The organism is Colwellia sp. PAMC 20917, from assembly GCF_001767295.1.
Lineage (GTDB): Bacteria > Pseudomonadota > Gammaproteobacteria > Enterobacterales > Alteromonadaceae > Colwellia_A.
In genome coordinates this window covers 4,299,613-4,325,063 of the sequence record NZ_CP014944.1, presented here as the reverse complement: position 1 = coordinate 4,325,063, position 25,451 = coordinate 4,299,613, and the positions used below count along the sequence as shown (strand labels likewise).

The following is a 25,451-nucleotide window of genomic DNA, read 5'->3' as shown; positions in this document are numbered from 1 at the left end:
ACATTAATTGCCTAAGGGGGTTGGTAAAATGATTATCTAAGCTATAGTTTAAAATATGATGGATGAAATTATATAAAATTTATGAAAGGACTAAAGAAAAATTTAGCTTTTGGCTTAGTGTTGTTATTGGTATTTTACTGCGGCCAAGTATCTGCAACTAAGATCAGCATTCTTACTGAACATTTGGCTCCTTTTCAAATTGTCACGACCAATGCAATAGAAGGCTTTTCAACAGAAATAGTCGAAGCGACGTTAGCACAAGCTCAGTATGAATACGCCATCAGTGCTCACCCATGGGCGTTGTCTTATAGAAGAGCACAGCATGGAAAAAACACCTGTATATATTCACTTGCTCGCATCCCAGAGCGTGAGCCTTTGTTTAAGTGGGTTGGACATATTGCTTCAAGTACCATCTCTCTTTATTCCCTTAGTAATAGTCAGATAACTATCTCTGCTATAGAAGAAGCTAAAAAATATAACATTGCGGTGATACGTGATGATGTTACCCACCATTTTTTATTATCAAAAAAATTTATTGAAAACCAAAACCTTTATGTGGTTGACAATTATGATGCCTTATTAAAATTATTAGACCTATCTAGTCGCCATATTGATTTAGTTGTTCTCAATGATGATTTACTTAGAAATAGAGTAAAAAACTTGGGAGAAACAACAAAATATAAAAATGTATTTCAGTTCAAGGCGTTAACACTAAACTTTCATTTTGCTTGCAGTTTAAACACAGAGCAAGTCATTGTAGATAACCTTATTAATGCAATGATGCTACTTGAGCAACGTGGTGCATTGTTAACTATCAGGAAGAAGTGGCAAAAAAACATGGTGAGTTTAATTAATTAAATACACATTCCAGTAAAATTGGTGGTTACTTGTGTGCTATTAACACTATTCTCGTAAAGCGTTTAATCGCCAGTTGAACCGTTATTTTTTCATAATAAGAGAGCCGTAATGAAACAAGGTAATAAAAATATGCTTATAAAATTTATTACCTTGATGACGTTAATAGGCAATGTTTTTCCACTTTCCGGGCAAACACTCCAGATTGAAACAATCAATGTCGCTCCCTTTGGCTTTATTGGGGACAATAGTAAGCCAACTGGAATGATGTTCGAAATAAGTAATAGAATTGCCGAAGTAGCAGGGCTTAACTATACCAATAAGATAATTCCTTATGCTCGTACTATTATTCACCTGAAACAAGGCAAATCAGATTTTGTGCTACGTTTCAATAATGATCAGTTGCCCGCGATCTCCATCCCATTAGTCTCAGTGATCACTATGCCAATTATTATCCTGTCTAGGGCGGGAACTCACTATCGAAGCCTAAAGGATCTCCATGGAAAAACAGTGGGAGTGGTGCGAGGCGGTGAATTTGATGTCAATTTTGATAATGACACCGCCATTAATAAAGTTGAAGTCAATAATTACACACAAATGCTAAAACTGTTAATCAGTGGTCGAATTGACGGCTGTATTGGTACCAATGTTGGATTATATTACAACGCTAAGCAACTTGGCATAAAACCTGATGTATTGAATTCACCATTGCAGCTAAGTTTCAAAGATTTTGTACTTCATTTTTCTAAAAAGAAGATAAATACCCAGACAATGAAAATATTAAAAAAATCAGTAGAAAAGCTTAAAGTAATGGGGAGATCCAGACAATCGTCAACAAATACATCGGCGATTTCAAATAGCGGCTTTCATCAAGCCATTAATTAATTTTTGTTAATCACTGGAAATCGAGAGTGGCATTAAATATTGTCGGTATTGATTTTTTATATTTTAGAAAAAACTAATAGCCGATTATTGGCAGGCATGGGATGATCGTCAATTAACTCAAGTCCTGCTGACGTTGCCAATAACAAGACTGCTTCAATATCGCGAATACCACTATCCTTGTCTCTTTCTTTAAGCCACACATCGAAGTCTGCGTTACTCTCACTAGAGAACTGCCCTTGATAGTTAAAAGGTCCGTATATACAAATACTTGCTGACGATGATAAGTTTTGCGCAAGCCCCTCAAAAAACTTAACCACTAATGACCAGCTAATGATATGCAGTGTATTAGCGGTATATACGCCATCAAGGGGTGCATTTTGATTAAGTTTAGGCCAAGTTCTATTTAAATCAACGACGATCGGCCTTTTTACATTCAACCACTTGCTTTCATCGAGCCAGGCATTAATACCCTGGTGGTTTATTAGTAAATCACTGGTTTGCCAGGTTAGATGCGGTAAATTTGGACCAAAAAAGGCAGCGTGCTGCCCTGTTCCTGAGCCAATTTCAAGGACATGCTTAGCACTTGCAAACACTTTCGTTAAAACATTCAAAATAGGTAATTTATTGTTTTCACATGCTTGGGAAAAAGGTTTATTCATTATTTTTCTTAAGTTGACTCATTGTTAGCTAACGTTTTGAACGGTAACGCCTGCTGGCATTGCTGCTGGTACGTTAGCATATGCTGTTGCTCTTGATGACAAAAATTTTTAATTGCTGCCTTAAAAGCTGGGTGTTTTATCCAGTGGTAAGAGTAGGTTAATGTTGGTTCAAAGCCCCGTTGAATTTTGTGTTCACCTTGAGTACCCGGGTTAAAAACTTGCAAGTTGTGTTCAATACAAAACTCGATACCTCGATAATAACAAAGCTCAAAATGTAAATTATTATAATGTTTAGTACAGCCCCAATATCGCCCATATAAGTGAGTATCATCATAAAAAAAGAGTGCACAGGCGATGTCTTCTTGCTGATGACTAGCGATGATCAATAAAATATTATCAGTCCTATCAAGCACTATTTGCTTAAAAAAATCATAGCTCAAGTGTGGTTGATGACCCCGTTTTAAATAAGTTAATTGATAAGTTAGGTAGAAAAAATCAAGTTCTTGTTGGCTAATCTCGCTATTTTTAAGTTGACGAATCTTAATCTCTTGTTGAGTAATAGACAGCCTTTCTTTGCGAGTATTTTTTCTTTTACGTGAAGTAAATGTACCTAGAAAGTCATCAAAGGTTTTATAATCACGATTAAACCAGTGAAATTGTACCGTATTACGTTGATAAATATCCGCGGGTAAAACTGTTTTTATTTCATCACAGTACAATATATGCCAACTATTAATATTTTCTTGCTGGCAATGTTCAATTAGCGGTGCAAACAACTCATTTACTTGGAGTTTTTCTGAAAGAAATTTATTACTGGTTACAGGTGTAAAGGGAATAGTTGCGACTAATTTAGGGTAATAATTTATCTCATTGCGTTGATAAGCCTCGGCCCAATCCCAATCAAAAACATACTCCCCCCAAGAGTGGCTTTTTAAATACATCGGCATCACGCCTGTGACATCACCGTTTGTTGATGTCACTAAATGATGAGCTTGCCAACCTTGTTTAACGCTAACTGAGTCGCTTTTTTCAAGCGCACTAAAAAACTCATAAGTAAGAAAAGGGCAAGGTGAATGATTTAACGCCTGCCAATCAATAGCACTTATTTTGTCAATATGGTTAAGAAAATTAATTTTTATATCAGCATTCAATCGCGTTTTTCTCACCAGCCAATGGCTGTTTATCTAGCAATAGTGACTTAATTTTACTGTCAAAATAGCATTGTTAAAGGATGTTACGTCAATGATAGCGCTATTTTTTATCGAAATGTATCACTAAGCCATATTTTTAAGTTATCAGGGTTGGCGAAATAAAAAATAGCCAACAATAAAAAGTGTCTTAATACTAATGTAACGCAGCCCGCTATTTCGCTGAGATATAGAGAGTATCTAGTACTAGAATTCATTTAACAGCACTTATACAATAGATTGCCATCGTAAATAAAGGTTGAATTGAAAGTGTCTGAGAAAGTGATTAACTTCGAGTTTGAAAAGCATAATAAAAATAGTATTCGATATAAAGAAGTACCTGAGAATGGAATGCCCCCCGTTTTAGGGTCTATCTATGTACAAAAATGGTTTGCCGGTGACAATAAAAATATTGAAATAACCATTAAAACAAAAGATTAAAAGATGAAACAACTAAAATCTGTTCCCTACTCCCTATCGCGCAATTAGGCAATGCTGTATTAAGGCCTCGTCCAGCTGAGGTTGAAAACATTTAGGGTGAGGAGTGCCAGCAATTAATTAATAAAATGCTGTTAGCCGTAGCCGGTGGTGTTGGCATTGCAGCGCCGCAGATCCATCACATTAGTGCCAAGGCATAGTGACATCAGGGTCCGATATTATCACTGACAAGGTATTGAACAACAAAAAGAACTAACCGGTTCTATTGACCGGTTAGTTCAGCATAAATTAGACCATTTAAACGGCTTAACTTTTATTGACAAAGGTGAGTCGACAACAGACTTGGTCAGTTAAGATAAGTGGTATAAACAAGTTTACTGGTGTAAACGTTAAGAACTAATAATGCGCTTTACTGGCTTTAAGTTGACTATAAATAGTTGCTAGATAAATAAAAATAAAGCTTTATACTGCTTATAATGATGAAATTTATAAAAATAATACCTTTACTTTTCCTTTACTCATTAAGTGTATTAGCACAATCGAGCGCAAAACCAGAGTTGGCGTTATTGGAAAAGGACAAAACAATTCTAACCGTAGCTATTGAAAATATTGGTTACTACCCATTTTACTATCCAGAAAATGGTGAAATAAAAGGTTTTTCGGTTGAGGTCCTTAATTATATTGAAGCGCATTCAAACTATGATTTTGAGTTTATTATTCTCCCTTGGCCAAGGGCGGTTCACTTGGTTGCAGAAGGCAGAATCGATTTAATACTGACCTTATTTAAAACACCGAAGCGCGATCAAATGTATCATTTTATTGAGCCTTCTTATGCTAATGAAATTAATCAATTATTCACTTTAAAAGATAATTATTTTGAGTTTGATGGAAAATTAAAACAACTAACACCCTATTCTGTCGGCACTATTAGAGAATATTCCTACGGCGAATATTTTGATGGTGCCAACTACCTAAATAAATTGCCCGCATTAACAGAAGAAGTACTTTTAAAGCTGTTGCTCGGCAAACAAATAGACATGTTAATCAGCAACCCATTAGTGTTTAATCAATTAATTTTAAAAGAAAAGGTTGGCGCCCAGGTTAAAGCGATAGAGCCACATATATCAATGACTCCTGTATATATGGCGCTAACCAAGAAAAGAAAAGACTCGCTAGCAATAAATACAACACTCGGGCAACTCACTGAGCAGTTAAAAGCGTCTCCTTACTTTCAAGAATTACTCAATAAGTATCAGTTGAATTTTAAATAATAGAGTTTAATTACAGACGCTGCGGGTTTAGCTTACTAACACCATTATTATCAGCAGATTAAGCTGATATTATGGGTTTATAATTCGCTACTACTTAGTTAAAAATCCCACTATCATTCAATGATAATCTCAATCATAATTACGGAGTCTACAATGTCTACAAATACTTATGTACCACCAAAGATATGGGAATGGAATAAAGAGTCTGGTGGTAAATTTGCCAGTATTAATCGCCCTATCGCAGGAGAAACGCATCAAGGCGACTTACCCGTAGGTAAGCACCCTTTCCAGCTATACTCGTTGGCCACCCCTAACGGTGTCAAAATCACCATTTTATTAGAAGAGCTATTAGCGTTAAATATAGCTGAAGCCGAGTACGATGCGCACTTGATTGATATAATGGCAGGCGATCAATTTAGCTCAGGCTTTGTTGATATCAATCCCAACTCTAAAATACCGGCTTTAGTTGATAATAGTGGTGATAATAAACTGCCCATTTTTGAATCTGGCGCGATACTCCTGCATTTGGCTGAAAAGTTTGCTGCCTTCATACCCAAAGAGCCGTTACTTAAAGCACAATGCTTGTCATGGCTATTTTGGCAAGTGGGTAGTGGCCCTTATTTAGGCGGTGGATTTGGTCATTTTTTTGCTTACGCACCCGAAAAATTTGAATATCCAATTGAACGTTTTACGATGGAAGTTAAACGACAACTCGATGTACTCGACCGTCATTTAGCTAATAATAAATATATGTGTGGCGAGCAATACACTATTGCAGATATCGCTATATGGCCATGGTATGGAGCATTAGTGCAAAATAAAGTCTATGAAGCTGCAGAGTTTTTACAAACGCATTCCTATAAAAATTTATTGCGATGGACCGAAGAAATTGGCAATCGAGCAGCCGTTAAGCGTGGTTTAATGGTCAATCGTACTTGGGGAGAGTTAGAAGAACAATTACATGAACGCCATGATGCCAGTGATTTTGAACTTAAAACTCAAGACAAACTAGTCGGTTCTCAATAATTAACTCCGGGTCTTTAACCTGGTAGTTATGCTGAAGTTCTTCTAAGGTTTTATTTAGTCGGTGAGGTGTTGCTCATTGACTAAATTCGCCATGACTTCCTGTGGCGGCAACAGGGTCATAAAAGTTAAAAGACAAAAACATCATGATTCGCTGCTTATACCTTAGCAGAAGTGTTGATTTATCATGGGATTTATTTAATGTATATTCGAATATATTAGGTGTTTTGTTCGTATTTAACGAAGTATTACCGGTAATTTATACGCTGAATTTAGCCACAATAACTAATGAAAACAAGCAGGTAAACCGCTTAAAAAAAGCATTGAATTTAACGTTATCATTGGGAAAAACTGACACTGTAATTAAAAACTATATGTAGACGTCAATAAATTATGCTTCTGGCTTAATTATCTCGTTAGCTGGCGTACTTTTCTTTTTTATTAACCAGTACGTTACACCAAGAGAAATAGTCACCAAAGCAAGACCAACAATTTGATCTGCAGAAACAAGTTTAAGATCTAACACAATAACTTTACGGGCAACTGCCATCAATGCTGTGGCAACAACCAATTCTACCGGGATAACGTTTGAGCCAAGGTACAGACGAATATTGATAAAGATTTCAACCGCGATTAACACCACCATAAAAGCGCCAAAAGTTTGTAAAATATCATCAATATCTAAAAGAAAATAAGGTGGCATCGATAGTTTCAAATAAAGTACATAAACCACATCAGCGATACTCCAATAGATCACTAATACCATTAACAAGGCCAGTATTCGTATCGCAAATCGAATCGAGCGATGCAGCACCTTTAACAATGGGTCTGAATGATTTTCGGTAATTCTTCGTGTCTCATCGATCTTCCTATATGAAAAGTAGGGTAAATATATCGATTTCATCACTAAAATATATCTATGATCATAAGCCATAACGTTATGATCATAGAAAATATCACTATTGAAAATACGGCTCTAAACTAGCAAATATTCGCTAACATAGCCCGTCCAAGGTCAATATAAGCGTTAACATCTTCATTCATACCCTTTGTTTTAATATGATCAGCAAAACCAAGTCGCGCCGTCATAGCTAGCCAAAATATGGCACTAATTAAGCCAGCAATACGCCACAAATTAGTTTTAGCCCACTTAAGCGCCAAAGTAATCGAGAGGACATAGATAACAAAACCTGCAAGTTTAGATGATGCCCAGCCATTAACGAAAGGATACAAATTAAGCGGGTTAACGATCACCAAATAAATAAAAGTAACAACAAATAATGTATATAAAATATGTGGTCCAATTTTTAATAGTTTGTTGTTAGCTTTTTCAGACCCTTTCATCATTAACACAAAGTTAATGAGAAAAAGAACAAAAGTCAGTGTAATTATGGTTATGTGTAGATGCTTAATTATCATGTACATGTGGTTTTTCCCTAGAAATTCATTATTTATTTAATACTTAGGCTGCCAGTATATCGTTTATTTACCTAAGCAACTGCTATCTTTTATATTATTTTAATAAGCTCAGCCAACATAAGCTGAGCATATTCATTGCACAAGTTCCTCTGTTGATCAGTATTTGTGTCATGCAAGCATTTAGTCATCCTTACTGTGCTTTTTATCTAGATAGGTTAGCGAGGCTTCTAAAGCTTCATAACGCAATGAATAGATATTATCATCGGCGATTAAATCCAATACATTACACTTTTCGAGCTGTTGATGTGTTTGCTTATTTGGACACAATAAAAAAACTTCGCATTGACCATCTTTAGCATCTTTTACTGCGTTTTCTAGCGCAAGACCTACCGTTTCATCAATCATAGGGACATCCGTTAAATCAAGGATCATCACCTCAAAATCTGCAACACTGATATGCTGACGAGAAATAGCTTTTGATACACTAAAAATCATCGGCCCTGATAAGTAAAAAAATAACACTTTACCATTCGCTTTATCGAGTAAGCCTCGTTCAAGAACACTTAATGGCACATCATTGCCATCAGCATCACTAATTGCTTTAACCTTTCTGGCTTGCTCTCGACTTAAACGCTCAATAACAATGATATTAGAAATGAAGACACCAAGACCTACAGCGACAATTAAATCAACAAAAATAGTTAATAACATAACACCATACATAATGGCCATGCCCTGAACACTGACTTTATGTGCACGTTGAATAAAACTCCAGTCAAGGATATTAAAACCTACATACACGGCAATCCCCGCTAACACAGCCATGGGGATAGGCTCAGTTAGACCTGCAGCCACTAACACCACGAATGCAAGTACCAAGGCGCGAATGATACCTGACACAGGTGAGCGTGCACCCACTTGAATATTAGTCACGGTACCCATAGTTGCGCCAGCGCCGGGTAAAGCACCGAACAAGCCAGAAATCATATTAGCGATACCTTGTCCACGTAACTCCTTGTCGGGATCATGTTCTTTTCGTGTTAGCGAATCACCAATGACAGCAGTTAATAAGGTATCAATGCAGCCAAGTGTGCCCAGAACCAAAGCATCTATCACCATAGTAGTAAAGATGTCGACGTTGAAATGAGGAATAACTAAAGAGGGTAAACCTGCTGGTATCTCACCAATTCTGCGGATGTCATCGCTGTTGAAAAAAATTAAAGAAAGTACAGTAACAACAACCAATGCAACCAGTTGAGCTGGAACATACTTGCGGTAATGCTTGGGTAAGTAAAATAAAATACCTAAAGTAAGTGCCCCTAAGAATAGTTCACTGAACTTAATATTTGCGAGTATATTAGGCAGTGCTGATAAGCTTCCCGTAACGCCACCAGATGGTGTCTGATGCCCTAACAACGGAGCTAACTGCAAGATAATTAAAATAACACCTATGCCTGACATAAAGCCAGAAATCACACTATAAGGCATTAACGTAATATATTTTCCGAGTTTAAGTGTGCCAAGCAACATCTGAAATGCACCGGCCATCATTACAATAGTAAATGAAATCGCCATGCCTGTTTCTGGATACTTTGCCATCATGCTGGTTAATATGGCGGTCATAATAACGGTCATTGGACCGGTAGGCTCAGAGATCAAACTAGATGAACCACCAAACAATGCGGCAAAAAAGCCAACCATTATCGCGCCCCAAAGCCCAGCTTCAGCGCCAGCTCCTGACGCAACACCAAAAGCGAGCGCTAAAGGCAAAGAAATAATTGCGGTAGTTACACCACCAAACATATCTCCTTTGAGATTGAACTCTTTAAAACGATTTCCAAACACCGCGCAAATCCTTACTAAAAAAGATGATCAGGCCAGATAACCTTTTATCTGACCCGTAAACAGAAAAACATATAACCTAACGAATATGATTCAACTTAAGATCGCATTCAAAGTCATCCATTTGTTGAACAAGATTTACTCGGTCTTTATCGAAAAAATTAACATGACCCAATTTTCGTTGCGGTTTTACTGATTTATTGTACCAATGCAATGTTGATAAAGCTGAAAGCGAAGTCATTGGCGGTTTTTCATTACCGATTAAATTAATCATACCCGTTGTGCCAAGCGACTCTGTGCTACCTAGCACTAAGCCAGCAACCGCTCTTATATGATTTTCAAATTGGCAGGTTATACTCCCTGCTTGTGTCCAATGTCCACTATTGTGAACACGAGGTGCTAATTCATTGATCATTAACTCCCCATCAACGACAAAGCACTCCATCGCCAGAACACCAACGTAGTCGAGGGTATTTAATACACTTTCCATATAAGTTTGAGCTTTAAGCGCTAGCGTATTATTTTCATCTACAGCAGGTGCAATAGATTGCAGCAAAATACCGTTTTTATGAGTATTCTCTGTTAAAGCATAATGTTCGATATTGCCATTTTTTGAACGAACCGAGACGAGAGATATTTCTCGTTCGAACTTTATCCAAGCTTCAATAATATAATCTTGGATGCTTAAACGGTCAAAGTTTTCAATATCTGCCAAGGTTTTTAGAACCCATTGGTTTTTACCATCGTAGCCATCACTACAAGATTTAACCACCATAGGTAGCCCTAAGACTTTCAATGCTTCACTTGCTGGCAACGAATAAGCAAAGGCTGAAGTGGGTATTGATAACTTTTCTAATAATTGCTTTTCTCGATAACGATGCTGACAGGCAGAAATTGCTTCAATGTTGGGCAAAACATCACAATATGCTTGCAGAGCTTTAAGCAATTCTATATCTACTTGTTCTTTTTCTACGGTAATAACATCAGGCTTTCCAAGAAGGTTATAGAGCTTATGAATATTTTGCTCTTCCTGCCAATTTTTAGCCAGTGTAACCACTCGGCCTAAACCGTCAACGCAATCAGTTACTTGCTGGAAATTATCATTAATAAAGCTAAATTTTATCCCTAATGGCAGTCCTGCAAGTGCCAACATACGAGAAAGTTGTCCACAACCTACAATGGCTATGCGCATTATTCTACCTCCCATGAGACACTTTCACTTTGCTGTGAACGCCATATTTTTAGCTTGCCTTGCAGTACCGTATCATTAATGGCAAGGATTTGTGAGGCCATTAACCCCGCATTAAATGCGCCTGCTTCGCCAATACCTTGGGTGGCAACCGCAACGCCTTTAGGCATTTGTACGATAGATAATAGACTGTCCATTCCTTTGAGTGCTTTACTCATTACCGGCACACCGATAACGGGTAACCAAGTTAATGCGGCAGCCATACCGGGTAAATGTGCGGCGCCACCAGCACCCGCAATAATCACGCTGTACTCTTTATCGGCATTCTCGGCAAAGTCATATAAACGTTTCGGGGTACGATGGGCTGAAACAACCATAGCTTTATACTCTATGCCCAGTGCTTCAAGAACTGTAACCGCATTTTTCATCACTGGCCAATCTGACTGTGATCCCATGATAATCGCAACTTTAATTTTTTTCATTGTCAATGGCCTTATTTTTAATGGTTAAGCGCTGGCTTAAGTTAAACATCAATCAGCTAATTAATTATTCTGATAATATTATGACAAAAAATATAAATAGATAAAAATTGATATTACTTATAGTATAAATAGATAAAAGTCTATTTATGGGGTTATAAAGATGAAATCAAGGCTTCATGCTCATGTTGGCACAATCAGGCAGCTGGAAATATTATTGTCTGTTCATGATAAAGGTAGTATTAAAGAAGCGTCAAAAGCGCTTTTTCTAACGCAACCAACGGTATCAATACAAATGAAAAAGCTTGCAGAGGCAATGGGAGCTCCTCTATATAACTATACCAATAGACAGATATTATTTACGGATATAGGTCTAGAGTTAGTAAAAACCGCGGTAGAGGTACTTGATAGTTTTTCACGACTTGATATGGCGATAGGCAATATTAAAGGTTTTAAGTCTGGCACCTTAAGGTTGGCTGTGGTCACCACTTCTAAATATTTTATTCCCCATTTGTTGGGACCTTTTTTAGAAAAATATCCAGATATAGATATACAGTTAAATATTGGTAATCGACAACAAACCATTGATCGCCTAAAGCAAGGTATTGACGACTTCTATGTGTTTAGTCATCCGCCATCTGATATTGAAACTGAGTCGATTGAATTTTTAACCAATCCGCTGGTAGCCATAGCACATCAAGACCACCCCATTGCTAAAAAGAAAAACCTCACTTTAAAAGATTTAAGCAAGGAACCTTTCATTATGCGTGAAAAAGGTTCAGGTACAAGGTATGCCATAGAGGAATTTTTAAAGCATCATAACACTAAGCTAAATGTGAAAATGACCATTGAAAGTAATGAGGCAATTAAACATCTGGTGATGTCAAAGCTTGGCATATCAATATTATCAGCGCATACCTTAATGTATGGTGGACAAAGTGGGCTAGTGCGTTTACCAATAAAGGAACTGCCAATAAATGCTCATTGGTTTTTTGTTTGGTCTAAATCAAAACGTCAAACCCTATTAGCGGCTGAATTTCTTGCTCATATTGAAACTAATGGCCGTTCATTATTACAAAAAGAAATGATATCAAACGATATTTTATCTCGCTAAATCACTGCTAAGTTAGCCTGCTGAGTAAAGTGGGTTAAAAGATGGGCCAATTAAATCAATGTTTTCATAAGGTTGATAACGGCTGAACAGCCAGGAATTTAACCTTTTGGTGAACTACTCGGCACAAAGTACCGAGTTTTCTCGACGGTGCTGATAAAGTGGTTTAAAAAGATGGCCGTTTGCCGTTAACGCAATAATCGCAGGACAATTGTCGAGCTGTTAAATTAACTTCCCAGTATTTTTAGCGGTAATGACAACGCACTGTTGCCTGTTTGACCAACAAACCAAATAATGCCACTTAGCCCGCCTAATGTAATGACATACCATAATACTGAGACAATTTGAGCATAACGGTTTAGGGGTAATAGGTCACTCAAATGTCGACGCTTATATTCAAAGAAAATTTCTATACTACCAATAGCAAGTAAAAAGCCTAATAGCGCTAAACCAAAGTGATAACTAATATAAACCCCTAATGCTGCACCTAATACACAAGCAACTAAACCAACGCGGGTATTAATTGAAAAGGCAATACTCTTGAGTATGTGTCCACCATCTAAGGGTAATACCGGCAACAAATTAAATAGATTAAGTAAGGCGTTAAAGACCGCTAAACCGGCCAGTATTTCTAAATCGGTTAGCCAGTAACCTACCAAGCAAGCAATAGAGAGTATTAGACCAAAGAAAGGGCCCATTATCGAAATAACAACATCTTGCCAGCGGGTATTAATTTTATCGTCGCTCAATGCTAGGCCTCCGACAAAAGGAATAAGGTAAATACCTTTGGTTTTCAAACCAAAGTATTTCATCGCCTTAATATGTCCATATTCATGAAAGACGAGACAAAGAATAAGTGCTATGGCAAATTCAATAGAAAATAACCAACTATATGCGGCCAAACTACCAGCAGCAAATAGCACTTTGATGACTTTGGCACTTTTTAACAATTTCAAGCCAAGTCCAGCCATGCCAATGAAACTAAATTTCATCGGTTGCTTGCTAGCTTTGCTAACTTGGCGTTGTTCTATATCTTTTTCAATGAGGGTATCTTCTTGTTGAAGTTTATTATCAATAAAAAGCTGGTATTTAAGCACAAAAGGCTGCCAATGCAGTGTGCCCTTAAGTTCTATATGTAATTCACCTTGCTCACTTTGTAGAGAGAATTGATGTGTAAAGGTATCGTTGCCATCAACCGCGTCAATTTGTGAGACACACTGGTCGTCCCAAAAAAGTTGTTGCCATCCCGCCATTGAACCTTCTAATCGTAGTGTTTTGTTCAAACACGTTACTGCTAATAGTTGCACTTTATAAACTCAGTAAATAGAACCTTGCCCGATTATCACTATATTTGGAGGTGCAGCAAGGTTTATTGCCACTATTCTTGATTTATCAGCAAACAGATAAGTGGGTGAAAATTTTTTTATTCGCACCGCGATAGAAAAATCCAGCTAAAGCTGGCTTAATAGTAAACAATTGATTAAGTATCAGTAGTTAAAGCAATACTTTACAATAACTTTACTTAGGCATTAAGACTGTATCAATGACATGTATGACACCGTTACTTGCTTTAACGTCAGCCATAATAATTTTCGCATTATTTATCATTACATTACCGCCGTCTACTTTCACCATCAACATTTGGCCTTGTACTGTACTAGCACTGTCGACTTTAACAACATCTGTAGACATCACTTTTCCAGCAACGACGTGATAGGTTAAAATCGATACCAATTTATCTTTGTTTTCTGGCTTTAATAGCATTTCAACCGTGCCTGCAGGTAACTTTGCAAAAGCTTCATCAGTTGGTGCAAATACAGTAAAAGGCCCTTTTCCTTTGAGTGTATCGACAAGTCCACCGGCTTTAACGGCAGCAACAAGAGTATTAAAAGAACCATTTGCCGCAGCTACATCAACAATGTCTTTTTTCATACCATGGTGTTCTGCATGAGAAGTCGGCATAAAAGCTAGGCTGGCAACTACGAGTAAACCTGTTGTAATAAATTTATTTAACATGTTAATTCCTATTTAATGGATAATATTTAGTTTCAGCCAATATTTACGTACTGTTAAACAATTAAGATCAGTTTACTTAACATTTTTATAATAAAAACGGATAAAATATAATCACATCCACCCTATCTAATAAAAAACCCATCCTTTAGGCTACAAGTATATCGTCACCTTATTCTTGAGTAATAGCCTCGTCTAAGCAATGAACTATGTCAAAAAACTATAAAATTTTATTATCGAAGTTCAAGGATAACGTCTAAGTAATCAAGACTAAATTATCTGAATAAATTTGCGAAAATACTTAAATAAATATATTTTATAAGTTGTTTATGAAGGGTTAGATTATTTAAATTAATAAGTGAGATAAATAAATGTCAAAAAAATCAGCTAGTGATATCCCTCAAGAAGCATTTGACTGGTACGACGAATACGCGCATGGCGGTATGGATCGCAGAAGCTTTATGGCAAAGTTAGCGACTTTAGTTGCAGTGGGATACTCAATGACAGTGCTCACATCGGCATTGCTTCCAAATTATGCCCTAGCAGAACAAGTTTCTTTTAATGATGATGAAATAAAAGCTACCTATGAAACTTTTGATTCACCCGAAGGTTACGATAAAGGTGTCGGCTACTTAGTAACACCAACCAACAAAACAGGAACCTTGCCTGTTGTTTTAGTTATTCATGAAAACAGAGGTTTAAACCCCTACGTAAAAGATGTTGCTCGACGTTTAGCTAAAGCGGGGTATCTTGCCTTTGCTCCAGATGCATTGTTCCCATTAGGAGGATATCCAGGTAATGATGATGAAGGCAGATCTATGCAAAAGTCGATGGATGCTGAAAAAATACAGCATGACTTTGTTGCAGCAGCAAAATTCATCAAAAAACATCACAGAAGTAATGGAAAACTTGGTGCTGTTGGCTTTTGTTTTGGTGGTTACATAGTCAATTACTTAGCCGCAGTGGAGTCTGATTTGATTATTGCCGGCGTACCTTTTTATGGCACGCCAGCCAAAAAAGAATTGCGTAAAAATATTAAGGCATCGTTACTGATTCAATTGGCTGAACTCGATGAAAGGGTTAATAACTCTTGGCCTGACTATGAAAGTGACTTGAAAATTGTTCAAGCCCCTTTTCAAGTGCAGATCTATAAAAATGCCAAACATGGCTTTCATAATGACTCGACCAGCCGTTATGATAAAGAAAATGCCGAGCTTGCCTGGCATCGCACCCTAGCCTTTTTTACTGAAAAACTGGTATAAAAGCATCTAAAAACACTTTGTTAACGAGTTAAGCGAGCAAAGTCATCAATAAAGTAAGACTTGTACTCGCTTAGCTATATTCAGCGTTTAGCGTTTAAACTCTGATGTTTTACTCCATTGTGGCCAAACATTTTCTTTGGAAAGCTGATAACCAATGTCAAAAAATGCTTGCATATCTTCTTCTGCGCCAGAAAGATCCCATGTATCATTATATTCATCACAAAGGTTGTGATAACACTTACCAAGACTTTCCTTTAACTGAGTTCTCAACGTTTTAGTCGCTTCATCAACGGCAGTTTCTCCCGTTTTAGCATATAACGCTGGAATGCCGATATTTGCAAAGGCAAAGTGATCAGAGCGGTAATAGATACCCGCAGCAGGACGAGGATCCCCGGCGATGGTGCGGTTTTGCTTCTTCGCTGCATCACTAAGAAAGTTATCGAGTTCTGACTGCCCTAATCCATAGACAGAGACATCGCTACTTCGACCATTAACCCCTAAAGCATCCATATTAATATTTGCAACTGTCTTAGCCGCTGGAATAATAGGATTAGCCGCATAAAACTTAGAACCTAACAACCCTTGTTCTTCTGCAGTTACTGCCATGATGGTAATGGAACGCGCTGGTGCAACAGGCAATTTAGCAAAAGCTTCAGCAACTTCAATAAGTGCCCCTGTACCCGATGCATTATCGACAGCGCCATTATAAATTTGGTCGCCAATTAAGCTGGTATCTTTGCCTAAGTGATCCCAATGTGCAGTATATAAAATATGTTCATCAGGCTTAACGCTTCCAGGTAAAGTGGCGATAAAGTTATAAGATACAGATTCTTTCACCGTGTTATTTACCGTAACAGAAGCTGTTAAGTCGCCCATATCAAGATGATAACTTCCCTTGGCAGCCGCAATTTTAGCCTGTTCGAAGTTTACACCGGCTTGAGTAAATAATTCTTTGGCAACCTCACTATTTATCCAACCTTCAACCGCTACACGGTCTTTATTTTTGTCTTCACGCACAAAGCCAAATTGAGGACCAGACCACGAGTGTTCGACTACCGACCAATCGTATGATGCGGGAGCAGTTTCGTGAATAATGATCGCACCTTCAGCACCTTGTCGGCTAGCTTCTTCATATTTATAGGTCCAGCGCCCGTAATAGGTCATCGCATTACCGTTGAAAAGTTTAGCATCTTGAGTTGCAAAACCCGGATCATTAACTAAAATAACAACGGTTTTACCTTTAACATCCAAATCTTGATAATCATTCCAGTTGTACTCTGGCGCGTTAATACCGTAACCAACAAAGACTAATTCTGAGTCTTTAAGTTGTTCAAAGTTACTTATGCGAGCAGAGCCCATTACCATATCCGTCCCGTATTGATAATCTTTATCACCAATTGACAATGTCATGTCTGGTGATGCCTCAATTGACACCATAGGTACGGCTTGAAGGAAACTATTACCATTGCCTGGCTTAAAACCTATTGCCGTTAATTGTTTAGTTAAGTAATCAAGCGTAAGCTCTTCACCTTTACTTGACGGTGCGCGCCCTTCAAACTCATCTGAAGCAAGTACTTTGATATGCTCAATAAGTTGTTCTTTGTTAATGCTTTGATAACTCGCCGCAACATCTACTTCGGTATTTTTTGAAACATTACTTTCTTTGCTACAGCCACTTACCAGCGCTAAAGTAAATAAGGTTAAAGCTATTTTATTTTTCATTTTTTATACTTTTATTAAGAATGACTCTTAGATTATAAACGAGTATTGGCGGCGTTTAATAGACTTAGTTGAAAAGTTATAGTCAGCAAAGAGTTAACTAGTTAATAATGTATTAAGTCAGTAAATAAACTCATAATATAAGCAAGGTCATTATATGAATAAACGTAAAATGATGACCTTATGTGAAAGAGCATGATTTTTGAGACGACCAATCACTAATATTATGTCCACTATCTTCAAGGATACCTGACATTAGCAGTATTTTTTTCTCATTTTGCCTCAAAAGCACGATAGAATTATAAAATTGATGTCCGCTGAAGCTACAGTATGTTTTACAGCCTTGTTAGTAGTCTTTTACGCCTTAGCTTGATTTTTGTTTTGAGTAAATAGGAGAAGAAAAACGCCTAACATTATTACGATATCCACTACATTAAAAATTTCTGCTCGAATAGAGCCAATACCAATATTTAAAAAATCAATCACCGCAACATTATTAACAACACGATCATAAAAATTACTAACACTACAGCAGGACTAATTAAAAACACTATATATTTAAAGAGCTACTATATACGAATTGAGTATCCTTCCCCTACTTTCTCAAACATCCAACATAGGAAATTCTATTTTAAACTTGATCCCTGAACCTTGATTATTATGAATTTCAATACTTCCATGCAGCGCCTGAGCGACTATATTATAAACTAGATGCATTCCTAACCCAGACCCGCTCCCACGGTTAGTCGTTGAAAATGGATCAAAGATAACTTTTTGAAACTCTTCGCTGACACCATTACCATTATCAGAATACATGATTGTGCAAGAGTTTTCAGAGAATGTACATTCAATCATAATCGTCCCTTTTTCGATACCCTCAAAGCCATGACCTAGCGAATTTTCTATAAGGTTACTTAAAACATGTTCAATCGATTCTCTTTTGCTAGTGATCAACATATTTTTATCACAATCGATAATAAACTCATGTTTTGACCCATTAGACTGAAAAGGTGAAATCATTTCAGTTATTAAGTGGTACAGGTGAAGTTGGGTGACGTTTTTATTTGATTGTTCAATATCAACCTGCTGAAATTTATTAATTAATTTAGATGCTCGATCTAGACTTCTACAAAGCAGACCAATATTTTCATTTCCCTCAAAAAGAAATTTTTCTATTTTGGATTTTGTTACTTTCTGGTTTTCATATGCTGCTTGAAGATCGTCCATTTTCTCATGTAATAAAGTTGATGCAGTGATCCCAATCCCTATCGGTGTATTGACCTCGTGTGCTACACCAGCAACCATTTTTCCTAAAGTAGCCATTTTTTCTTTTTCCACTAGTTCTTTTTGGAACGTGTGTAATTGTTTAACGGTTGAAGCCAATTGTAGATTAGATTTTTTTAACTCTTCAGTTCTATTTGAAACTTTTCTTTCTAACTTATCTTTTTGCAACTCATACCTTTTTACTCTGTATTGATATAGCTTATAGAATAAAAAAATCACTGTAATACTCATTAAAAGTTTGACCCAAAGAGTTTCCCACCACGGAGTCGCTATGATTATTTTTAATGCGGATATGTTTTGGCTCTTAATATTGTGACTATTTATTCCCATCATTGAAAAAATATAAACTCCAGGATCTAAACTGGTGAATGTGGCAATTCTAGAAGTTGACGGTTGACGCCATTCATCATTTAAGCCGTTCAAAATGTAGCTATATTGAATCTTTGATGGTTCAAAAAAATCAAGCGTTGCAAAAGCTATCTCTATCCGAAGAGTATCATGTGGTAGTTTTATAGTGCGATTTGGTGATTGATTATCTATAAATATCTTCTTGTCATCGACCCATACATCAGTAATAACTGTATTAGGTTTATAGGATGATGGACTTACACGAGCAGGAGTGATTTTATCAATCCCATTTATTCCTCCAAAATACATAGTACCGTTAGTCGCTTTTAGGGCAATATCGGGAAGAAACGTATTATTATTAAAACTTCTAGTAGCGCTATAATTTATGAAAGACTCCTCTCCCATATTGTATTTAGAAATACCATGACTTGAACTAACCCATAAATTACCAAAATCATCCTCAAGAACGCCTTTAATATTATCATTGCTTAATCCATGACTGACACTAAGGCGTTGTATATTTCCAGAAATATAGTCGAACTTGTTTAAACTGGCAGGAGTTGCTAACCATATAGCTCCGTCGTTAGTTTGGGTAATATCATTAATTAAATAATCTGTTAGATTTGAATCATAGTGGCTAAATATGTTATTCACCGAATCAAAACGATTAAGTCCTACGGGGGTTCCTGCCCAAATGTGTTCAGCTCTATCTTCAAACAAAGATAAGATAGTATTATCATTTAAAGAATGTAGATTATTTTTATCATATCTATAAACGTTTCTAATACCTGAAAAGTCATAAAAAATGAGTCCTCCGTGTGTCATACCTACCCATAAGTGGTTATGTGAATCAACAAAGACTTTGTTTACATTTTTATTTTGAATACCTTCAAGAACATCGTTTCTATTAGCAAAAGTTGCTCTGGCTTTATCCAATGTTAATAGCCCAAATGAACCACTAAGCCATAAAGTGCCTTCTTTATCTTCAGATATAGAGGTAATATTTCCCTGATAGTTTTTTTCTTTAGTAAGATGAGAAGTAACTAAGTTTGTCTGTAAATCCATAGTTAAAAGTCCGTCAGCCGTACTAATCCAAACTATATTATTACTATCTTGAAATAGAGCATAAACACGTCTAATAGGTTTCAATGCACTATCAATAGTATAACTATCAATATGTTTAAATATATTAGGCGTCAAATCAACTTTAATAAGCCCGCCAAATCGTGTCGCAACCCAAAGAAGGCCTGAACGGTCAAATAGAATGTCACGTATGTCGTTTTGAGGGAAAAGTTGATATTTTTTGTCACCAGACCAAGGTGTTAATTGTTGTTTATCCGGAATGTAACGATAAAGTCCTTCTAATGTACCGATAAAAAGACTTCCATTTCTATCTTCCTTAATTCGAGAAACAGTACTAGTACCAGATTGATTCAGTAATTCAATACGTTCAAAAACGTGCTTGTCGACATCAAACTCACCAAATCCAGTTTGTGTACCAACCCAAAGCCTCCCTTTTTTGTCTACTAGTAAACTTCGAATTAAATCATGATTCAGAGAAGTGTTAGAGTTGCTGTCATAATAAAACGTTTCAAAAAATTGAGAATGCAAGGGCAACTTATTTAACCCCTTACTCGTTGCAACCCATATCGCTCCATTTTTATCTTCCGCGATACTCCATACACGATTATGACTAAGTGTATTGTTATCATTGGGATCATTTTCAAAAACAGTAAAATCAGTTGAAGACTCATCAAACCGAGCTAAACCACCCCCATTGGTGCCTAGCCATATAGTCTTATTCTTATCTTCAAAAATAACTTGTATACGGTTATTAGGCAAAGACCTAACATTGGTTTTATCTTCTTGAAAATAATGTAATAAAACTAAGTCTGTTGAGTAAACTGCAATCCCCTCTCCCCAACTGCCTATCCAAAGTCTATTATGACTGTCTATGAAGATATTCCCCATATTTGACACAACTAGCGGTTTTGATTCTTGTTTGGCGTTTGAAAATGATTTAAATTCATATCCATCATATCGAATTAGTCGAGAAGGTGTTCCAAGCCAAATGAAACCCTCCTTATCGTATGCCATGGAAAATATAGTAGTCTCAGGTAGACCGTCACTAGCAGAAATACTTTGTGCTGAGGAGTAATAGCTACTTGCAATTGTATTACTGCTTATACATAAAAAGAGGAGTAGCCATATACTACTTTGCCAATTATATTTGTTCCCTTTTTGCATAAAAACACTCCAATATAACAATATTTGTTATTTGTTATTTGTTATTTGTTATTAACACCTTACAGCAGTATAAATTATAGCATTGTTAAAAATACAGAGTATAGCCTACGTTTAAGAAAGAGCATGTTCGATTTAGTTGTCGTTAAAAAGTAAGCGCGTAATTAGCCCCACATACCAATATTAATAAAGCCTACGCATAATTACCTCAGTAAATTAACATGAGGTCATGATGAATAAACAGCAAAAAATAAAACACTGGCAAAACATATTTAAATAGCAACAACGTAGCGATTTAACTATCATTCAATTTTGCCGAGATAACAAGATTAACGTGTCCACCTTCAATGGTTGGCGTAAATAACTTGCAGATAAAACCCAACCAATTAAACCTCAACAGGTGAGCCCCTTTGTTATACATGAACAACTTTTAACTCAACCTTCCATGAGTAAAATCACCACACCAATGGGGTACCAGTTAAATTTTGAGTCGACATTAATGCCTCAAACGTTATCTCTATTATTGGGTGCGTTGTAATGCATACCCCAAACCAAGTTTACTTGGTCACTGATTTCACTGACATGAGAAAATCAATCAATGGCCTAAGTATTATTGTTAGTGAGACCTTATCACTAGATCCTTTGAGTCAAGCTTGGTTTTTTTGTAATAAGCAGTGCGATAAATTAAAAATATTATTTTGGGATACTAATGGTTTTTGGCTTTATTATCGTCCCTTAGAACAAGGGCGATTTCAATGGCCAAAATCACCCAAAAGTTAAAGCACAGCAAAAAAGATTAAATTTTATCCGTATCGCGATTAACGAAAGAAGCAGTCAAATGTAAGGTGTGAATTCTAATGAAATATTTAACTCATTAAATTTAGAATTAAACCCAAAACGTTCTAAATTATTTGCTGATTTAATTCACGCTTACACAAAGTAAAAGGGACAAGAGTCAATGTTGGGGGATCTAGGACGCTCAGTACTCCACTTGGGGGACCAATTAAAAATTTACTCACAATAAATTGTTGAATTAGAACGTTTATAAAGAAAATTTAACATGGCGGAAGCAATTTTTGCGTCTGCTGCGTCAAGGCTTGAAGAAAGTAAGTCTGATGTTTTGCCTCTTATCCTGTACTGAAAATGTTAACAACGCCATCTTATCCAATGAAACAAAGTAGCCCTAAATACATTATTGCTTTTGTTGACGAAATCACTGGGTTTCTATTTATTACCTTAGGATTAATTATCCTATCGCAGCGTAATAAGTTAATTCAAATAATACTTAAAAAAGACTGAACTCGTATTAGGTTTCTTTACAAAAATTTAACATCTGTAAAGAATTGCAAAATGAAAATAACCTTTTTATTTTGCAATTTACCACATCAATCCCTTCATTAAAAAAACATTAAAAATCAAATAAAAACTTATAAATCAGAACATTACATAAAATGGTGAGTTTTGGCACACATTTAGCTATACAAGTAGTAACAACACTATTTTAGTCAATAGAAAAAGTAAGCTGACATAACACAATACGCATATTACCGCTTTTTTATTACTCGCATTTGGACTGATACTCACATGATAAAAAACAACTTAATCCAAATTCTACTGAAGAAAAAATGATCTGTTCGGATTAACACTGACCTATCCGTTCTTCGCTTTCGCTGGTCTTTATATTATGGGTTCGGTGTTAGGTTGGATGATATTTGCTGTGGTGTTATTACGTTGGTATGCCAACGGTAAAGACAAGCATTTAGTGGGTCTATATGGGCTCTCATGGAAAAAAAACGACTCAGTGGTTAACAAGTTAAATTTATTACAAACAGCTCTAAAGAGTAGTTAATTCCATTTAAATTTTTATGTTAAGGAATATTACAGATGAAAAGATTAGAATTGTTGGATTATGGTCGTTTTTTTGCCGCTATAATAGTTGTTTTATTCCATTATACTTTTAATGGCATAGCGAATGGGAAAATTGACTCTTTAGATCATATAGATTCCCTGATTGAATTCACCAAATATGGATACCTTGGCGTTGAGTTGTTTTTTATGATCAGTGGTTTTGTCATTTTTAACTCCGCCAAAAACAGAACACCTGCCCAGTTTGCAGTCTCTCGAGCCATCCGCCTTTATCCTTCCTATTGGTTTGCAGTAATTTTTACATCTATCTTTGCATGGTATTGGGGGGGCGATCTTATGTCAGTAAACCCTAATCAAATAATTATGAATTTTACACTGCTACAAAATTATCTAAATATTGCTCATGTTGACGGAGTGTACTGGACATTGGTATATGAAATAAAGTTTTATGCCTTAGTTTTCTTTCTACTTATTATCGGATTACAAAAACATTTAAATCTATTATTCATGTTGTGGCCTATTGCAATGCTCATAGCATTCATCATTGGTCATGATGATCTTCCTTATCTTGGTGGCTATTTTTACTATTTTTCTGCGGGGGCGTTATTCGCACTATTAAAAATAGATAAATCGCTGAAGATTATTTTATCAATCATTATATCTTTTGGTTTAGGTTTGTTTTATTCAACTGAGCAAGCATTATTAAAATCCGAGTCCATGGGCGTAGTCTTCTCAGAATATGTTGTCGGGGGAATTATTGTCAGTTTCTTTGTTTTTTTCATTTATATGAATACAAAAAAGGCGCAATTATTAACGCTCCCCCTTTCAAAGACGCTGGGTGCATTAACCTATCCGGTATATTTAATTCATGCACATTTCGGTTATATGTTTATTTCTAAATACGGTTCAGAAGAAAATAAATTTTTTATTTATATAGTAATCATATCGATTGTTTTATCCGTATCATATTTTATGCATATAGCGATAGAAGTGCGCTTTTATAATGTTTGGAAAACACTCTTTATGAGTACGTTTTATAAAATCATCCTTAAAATACAGTGCATTTCCAATGACGTGCAAATTGCGTATAAGTTACTCAAGCGGACGTAAATAGTTAGCGTTTTTTCAAGCAATAAATCAAAAGCAGCTAGTACTGGTAGAAATCAGCGAACACTAAATTTATATGAAAATACTAATAAATTTCTGATATCTTTTGAAGACTTCACAACAACGTTAAACAGTGAAATGTCTACGTATTTATAACACTCTAAAAAGCCAACAAAACTCATAATGCTAATATGGTCACTTAGTGCGCATTGAAGAAGTAAGAATTTGAAATTTTGTGTATTGGTCGAGATCAATTGTCCCCCGCTTGTTGACCTAAACAGAGTAACTAACTTTAGGATTATTACAAATAACTCAATTTTTTGGTTTATGACAAAAAGTGTTATTCATCATGCAAAAATGATTATTATAATTTGACCTATTCACTAGAAAGTTGTTACAAATTGAAGATTGTTTGCATCAAAAACTACCGCAACAGAGCCGTTATCATCGCCAACAAACAATAAACGTTTAAAAAAATTAGAGAGGCTTACTGAAAAAATAGACTTTGAATCTAGTCGATTATTTGATGAATTTACAAGAACGAACATTCAATGAGGAGACTGGGGTTAGCCCTATCAAAAAAGGCGATATAGTCAACGAAAGTAATATTGCCAATTAAAAGATAATACATCTGAATATTGCTTGTCTAATTGATATCTTCCCCATGTTATTGATATAGCACTATTGTCATTCAATCTATAAGCCCCCCTAAGGCTAAATAAGCATCTATACCTGAATTATGACTATTAATTTGTTGATAGCCACGGGGCAACTCGCTTTCAAAATCACCATGCCAGATAAATAGACCTGCACGAGCCTCTAAGTAAAATGGGCTATAAATACAATAGCGATATACACCGCCAAAAGTGTAGCCTGTGGCTGAATTTGGATGTATTTTATTGGCGGAAGCAATCAACCCATCAGGATTGCTGACTTCTGCTGTCATACTTATAGCCACTTCACCTAAATCAATAAAACCGGCTTCCAGCGCCAGATGCTCGGTGAGACTACGACCTAACTTGAACTGCCAACCAGTGCGGTTATCCTCAATCGTTAGTTGGTTGACCGTCACTCCAACTTGAACCAAATCTTGTGTTAACTCTTGACTTGAACTGTTTCCCGAAACTTGAGCAATACCCCCTAGAATATACCAATGAGTATTATCCGCAGCTTCAGCCACTAATGATCCAGACAGACATAACAATAATCCAATAACACCTACTTTTTTAATCACTAATATTTTCCATTTT

At 36.2% G+C, this 25,451-nt stretch carries 23 protein-coding genes and 1 pseudogene; 11 read left to right on the top strand and 13 right to left on the bottom strand.

The window, feature by feature from the left end:
• Positions 1 to 81 precede the first annotated feature (81 nt).
• On the top strand, positions 82 to 858 hold the full coding sequence (locus A3Q34_RS18460) for a substrate-binding periplasmic protein (protein WP_070376674.1): 777 nt from the start codon (positions 82 to 84) through the stop codon (positions 856 to 858).
• A 108-nt stretch (positions 859 to 966) separates the two neighbouring features.
• On the top strand, positions 967 to 1,740 hold the full coding sequence (locus tag A3Q34_RS18455; protein ID WP_070376673.1) for a substrate-binding periplasmic protein: 774 nt from the start codon (positions 967 to 969) through the stop codon (positions 1,738 to 1,740).
• Between the two features lie 56 nt (positions 1,741 to 1,796).
• Here A3Q34_RS18455 and A3Q34_RS18450 read toward each other — a convergent pair whose 3' ends face one another.
• Both A3Q34_RS18450 and A3Q34_RS18445 read right to left on the bottom strand, forming a co-directional pair.
• Positions 1,797 to 2,399, bottom strand: a complete 603-nt coding sequence (locus A3Q34_RS18450; protein WP_070376672.1) for a DUF938 domain-containing protein — start codon at positions 2,397 to 2,399, stop codon at positions 1,797 to 1,799.
• Positions 2,400 to 2,407: 8 nt separating this feature from the next.
• Complete coding sequence (locus tag A3Q34_RS18445; RefSeq protein ID WP_070376671.1) at positions 2,408 to 3,550, bottom strand: GNAT family N-acetyltransferase; 1,143 nt, start codon at positions 3,548 to 3,550, stop codon at positions 2,408 to 2,410.
• 306 nt (positions 3,551 to 3,856) lie between these two features.
• Between A3Q34_RS18445 and A3Q34_RS20725 the strand changes: the two genes are divergently transcribed.
• From A3Q34_RS20725 to yghU, 4 genes are all read left to right on the top strand, one after another.
• Positions 3,857 to 4,027: a hypothetical protein gene (locus A3Q34_RS20725; protein ID WP_182214298.1), complete on the top strand. Its 171-nt coding sequence runs from the start codon at positions 3,857 to 3,859 to the stop codon at positions 4,025 to 4,027.
• A gap of 231 nt (positions 4,028 to 4,258) precedes the next feature.
• Positions 4,259 to 4,378, top strand: a complete 120-nt coding sequence (locus A3Q34_RS21165; RefSeq protein WP_331710956.1) for a peptide deformylase — start codon at positions 4,259 to 4,261, stop codon at positions 4,376 to 4,378.
• A gap of 122 nt (positions 4,379 to 4,500) precedes the next feature.
• The gene (locus A3Q34_RS18440) at positions 4,501 to 5,295 is read left to right on the top strand and encodes a substrate-binding periplasmic protein (protein ID WP_070376670.1); all 795 of its coding nucleotides are present in this window, start codon (positions 4,501 to 4,503) and stop codon (positions 5,293 to 5,295) included.
• A 153-nt stretch (positions 5,296 to 5,448) separates the two neighbouring features.
• The gene (yghU, locus tag A3Q34_RS18435; protein ID WP_070376669.1) at positions 5,449 to 6,321 is read left to right on the top strand and encodes a glutathione-dependent disulfide-bond oxidoreductase; all 873 of its coding nucleotides are present in this window, start codon (positions 5,449 to 5,451) and stop codon (positions 6,319 to 6,321) included.
• 388 nt (positions 6,322 to 6,709) lie between these two features.
• On the opposite strand, the gene A3Q34_RS18425 is transcribed toward yghU, so the two are convergent.
• From A3Q34_RS18425 to purE, 5 genes are all read right to left on the bottom strand, one after another.
• Positions 6,710 to 7,222: a phosphate-starvation-inducible PsiE family protein gene (locus tag A3Q34_RS18425; protein ID WP_157471139.1), complete on the bottom strand. Its 513-nt coding sequence runs from the start codon at positions 7,220 to 7,222 to the stop codon at positions 6,710 to 6,712.
• 77 nt (positions 7,223 to 7,299) lie between these two features.
• Positions 7,300 to 7,743, bottom strand: coding sequence for a SirB2 family protein (locus A3Q34_RS18420; RefSeq protein WP_070376667.1), 444 nt, complete (start codon positions 7,741 to 7,743; stop codon positions 7,300 to 7,302).
• A 174-nt stretch (positions 7,744 to 7,917) separates the two neighbouring features.
• Positions 7,918 to 9,540 (bottom strand): SulP family inorganic anion transporter, encoded by a 1,623-nt coding sequence (locus A3Q34_RS18415; RefSeq protein WP_083278212.1) that lies wholly within the window; start codon positions 9,538 to 9,540, stop codon positions 7,918 to 7,920.
• Positions 9,541 to 9,658: 118 nt separating this feature from the next.
• Entirely contained in the window at positions 9,659 to 10,771 is a 1,113-nt protein-coding gene (locus tag A3Q34_RS18410) for a 5-(carboxyamino)imidazole ribonucleotide synthase (protein WP_070376665.1), read from the bottom strand.
• On the bottom strand, positions 10,771 to 11,250 hold the full coding sequence (gene purE, locus A3Q34_RS18405) for a 5-(carboxyamino)imidazole ribonucleotide mutase (protein ID WP_070376664.1): 480 nt from the start codon (positions 11,248 to 11,250) through the stop codon (positions 10,771 to 10,773). The genes A3Q34_RS18410 and purE overlap by 1 nt, the downstream gene beginning before the upstream one ends.
• 160 nt (positions 11,251 to 11,410) lie before the next feature.
• Between purE and A3Q34_RS18400 the strand changes: the two genes are divergently transcribed.
• Positions 11,411 to 12,361, top strand: a complete 951-nt coding sequence (locus A3Q34_RS18400; protein ID WP_070376663.1) for a LysR family transcriptional regulator — start codon at positions 11,411 to 11,413, stop codon at positions 12,359 to 12,361.
• A 224-nt stretch (positions 12,362 to 12,585) separates the two neighbouring features.
• On the opposite strand, the gene A3Q34_RS18395 is transcribed toward A3Q34_RS18400, so the two are convergent.
• Positions 12,586 to 13,665, bottom strand: a complete 1,080-nt coding sequence (locus tag A3Q34_RS18395; RefSeq protein ID WP_070376662.1) for a site-2 protease family protein — start codon at positions 13,663 to 13,665, stop codon at positions 12,586 to 12,588.
• Between the two features lie 211 nt (positions 13,666 to 13,876).
• Complete coding sequence (locus A3Q34_RS18390; RefSeq protein ID WP_070376661.1) at positions 13,877 to 14,374, bottom strand: fasciclin domain-containing protein; 498 nt, start codon at positions 14,372 to 14,374, stop codon at positions 13,877 to 13,879.
• Positions 14,375 to 14,742: 368 nt separating this feature from the next.
• On the opposite strand from A3Q34_RS18390, the gene A3Q34_RS18385 reads away from it, so the two are divergent.
• On the top strand, positions 14,743 to 15,633 hold the full coding sequence (locus A3Q34_RS18385) for a dienelactone hydrolase family protein (protein WP_070376660.1): 891 nt from the start codon (positions 14,743 to 14,745) through the stop codon (positions 15,631 to 15,633).
• 87 nt (positions 15,634 to 15,720) lie between these two features.
• On the opposite strand, the gene A3Q34_RS18380 is transcribed toward A3Q34_RS18385, so the two are convergent.
• The 3 genes and pseudogenes from A3Q34_RS18380 to A3Q34_RS18375 all read right to left on the bottom strand — a co-directional run bounded on the left by A3Q34_RS18380 (position 15,721) and on the right by A3Q34_RS18375 (position 21,231).
• Positions 15,721 to 17,355, bottom strand: coding sequence for a M28 family metallopeptidase (locus A3Q34_RS18380; RefSeq protein WP_070376659.1), 1,635 nt, complete (start codon positions 17,353 to 17,355; stop codon positions 15,721 to 15,723).
• A gap of 354 nt (positions 17,356 to 17,709) precedes the next feature.
• Positions 17,710 to 17,865: pseudogene (locus A3Q34_RS20145) on the bottom strand (signal peptidase II); the annotation flags it as partial.
• 90 nt (positions 17,866 to 17,955) lie between these two features.
• A complete protein-coding gene (locus A3Q34_RS18375; protein WP_070376658.1) occupies positions 17,956 to 21,231 on the bottom strand; it encodes a sensor histidine kinase in 3,276 nt (1,091 codons plus the stop codon).
• A 534-nt stretch (positions 21,232 to 21,765) separates the two neighbouring features.
• On the opposite strand from A3Q34_RS18375, the gene tnpB reads away from it, so the two are divergent.
• From tnpB to A3Q34_RS18365, 3 genes are all read left to right on the top strand, one after another.
• Positions 21,766 to 22,008 carry an IS66 family insertion sequence element accessory protein TnpB gene (gene tnpB, locus A3Q34_RS18370; RefSeq protein ID WP_083278088.1) on the top strand — a complete coding sequence of 81 codons (243 nt, stop codon included), beginning with the start codon at positions 21,766 to 21,768 and terminating at the stop codon, positions 22,006 to 22,008.
• Positions 22,009 to 22,912: 904 nt separating this feature from the next.
• Positions 22,913 to 23,077 (top strand): hypothetical protein, encoded by a 165-nt coding sequence (locus A3Q34_RS20605; RefSeq protein ID WP_157471050.1) that lies wholly within the window; start codon positions 22,913 to 22,915, stop codon positions 23,075 to 23,077.
• A gap of 35 nt (positions 23,078 to 23,112) precedes the next feature.
• Complete coding sequence (locus A3Q34_RS18365) at positions 23,113 to 24,204, top strand: acyltransferase family protein (protein WP_070376657.1); 1,092 nt, start codon at positions 23,113 to 23,115, stop codon at positions 24,202 to 24,204.
• 688 nt (positions 24,205 to 24,892) lie between these two features.
• Here A3Q34_RS18365 and A3Q34_RS18360 read toward each other — a convergent pair.
• A complete protein-coding gene (locus tag A3Q34_RS18360) occupies positions 24,893 to 25,435 on the bottom strand; it encodes a hypothetical protein (protein WP_070376656.1) in 543 nt (180 codons plus the stop codon).
• Positions 25,436 to 25,451 lie beyond the last annotated feature (16 nt).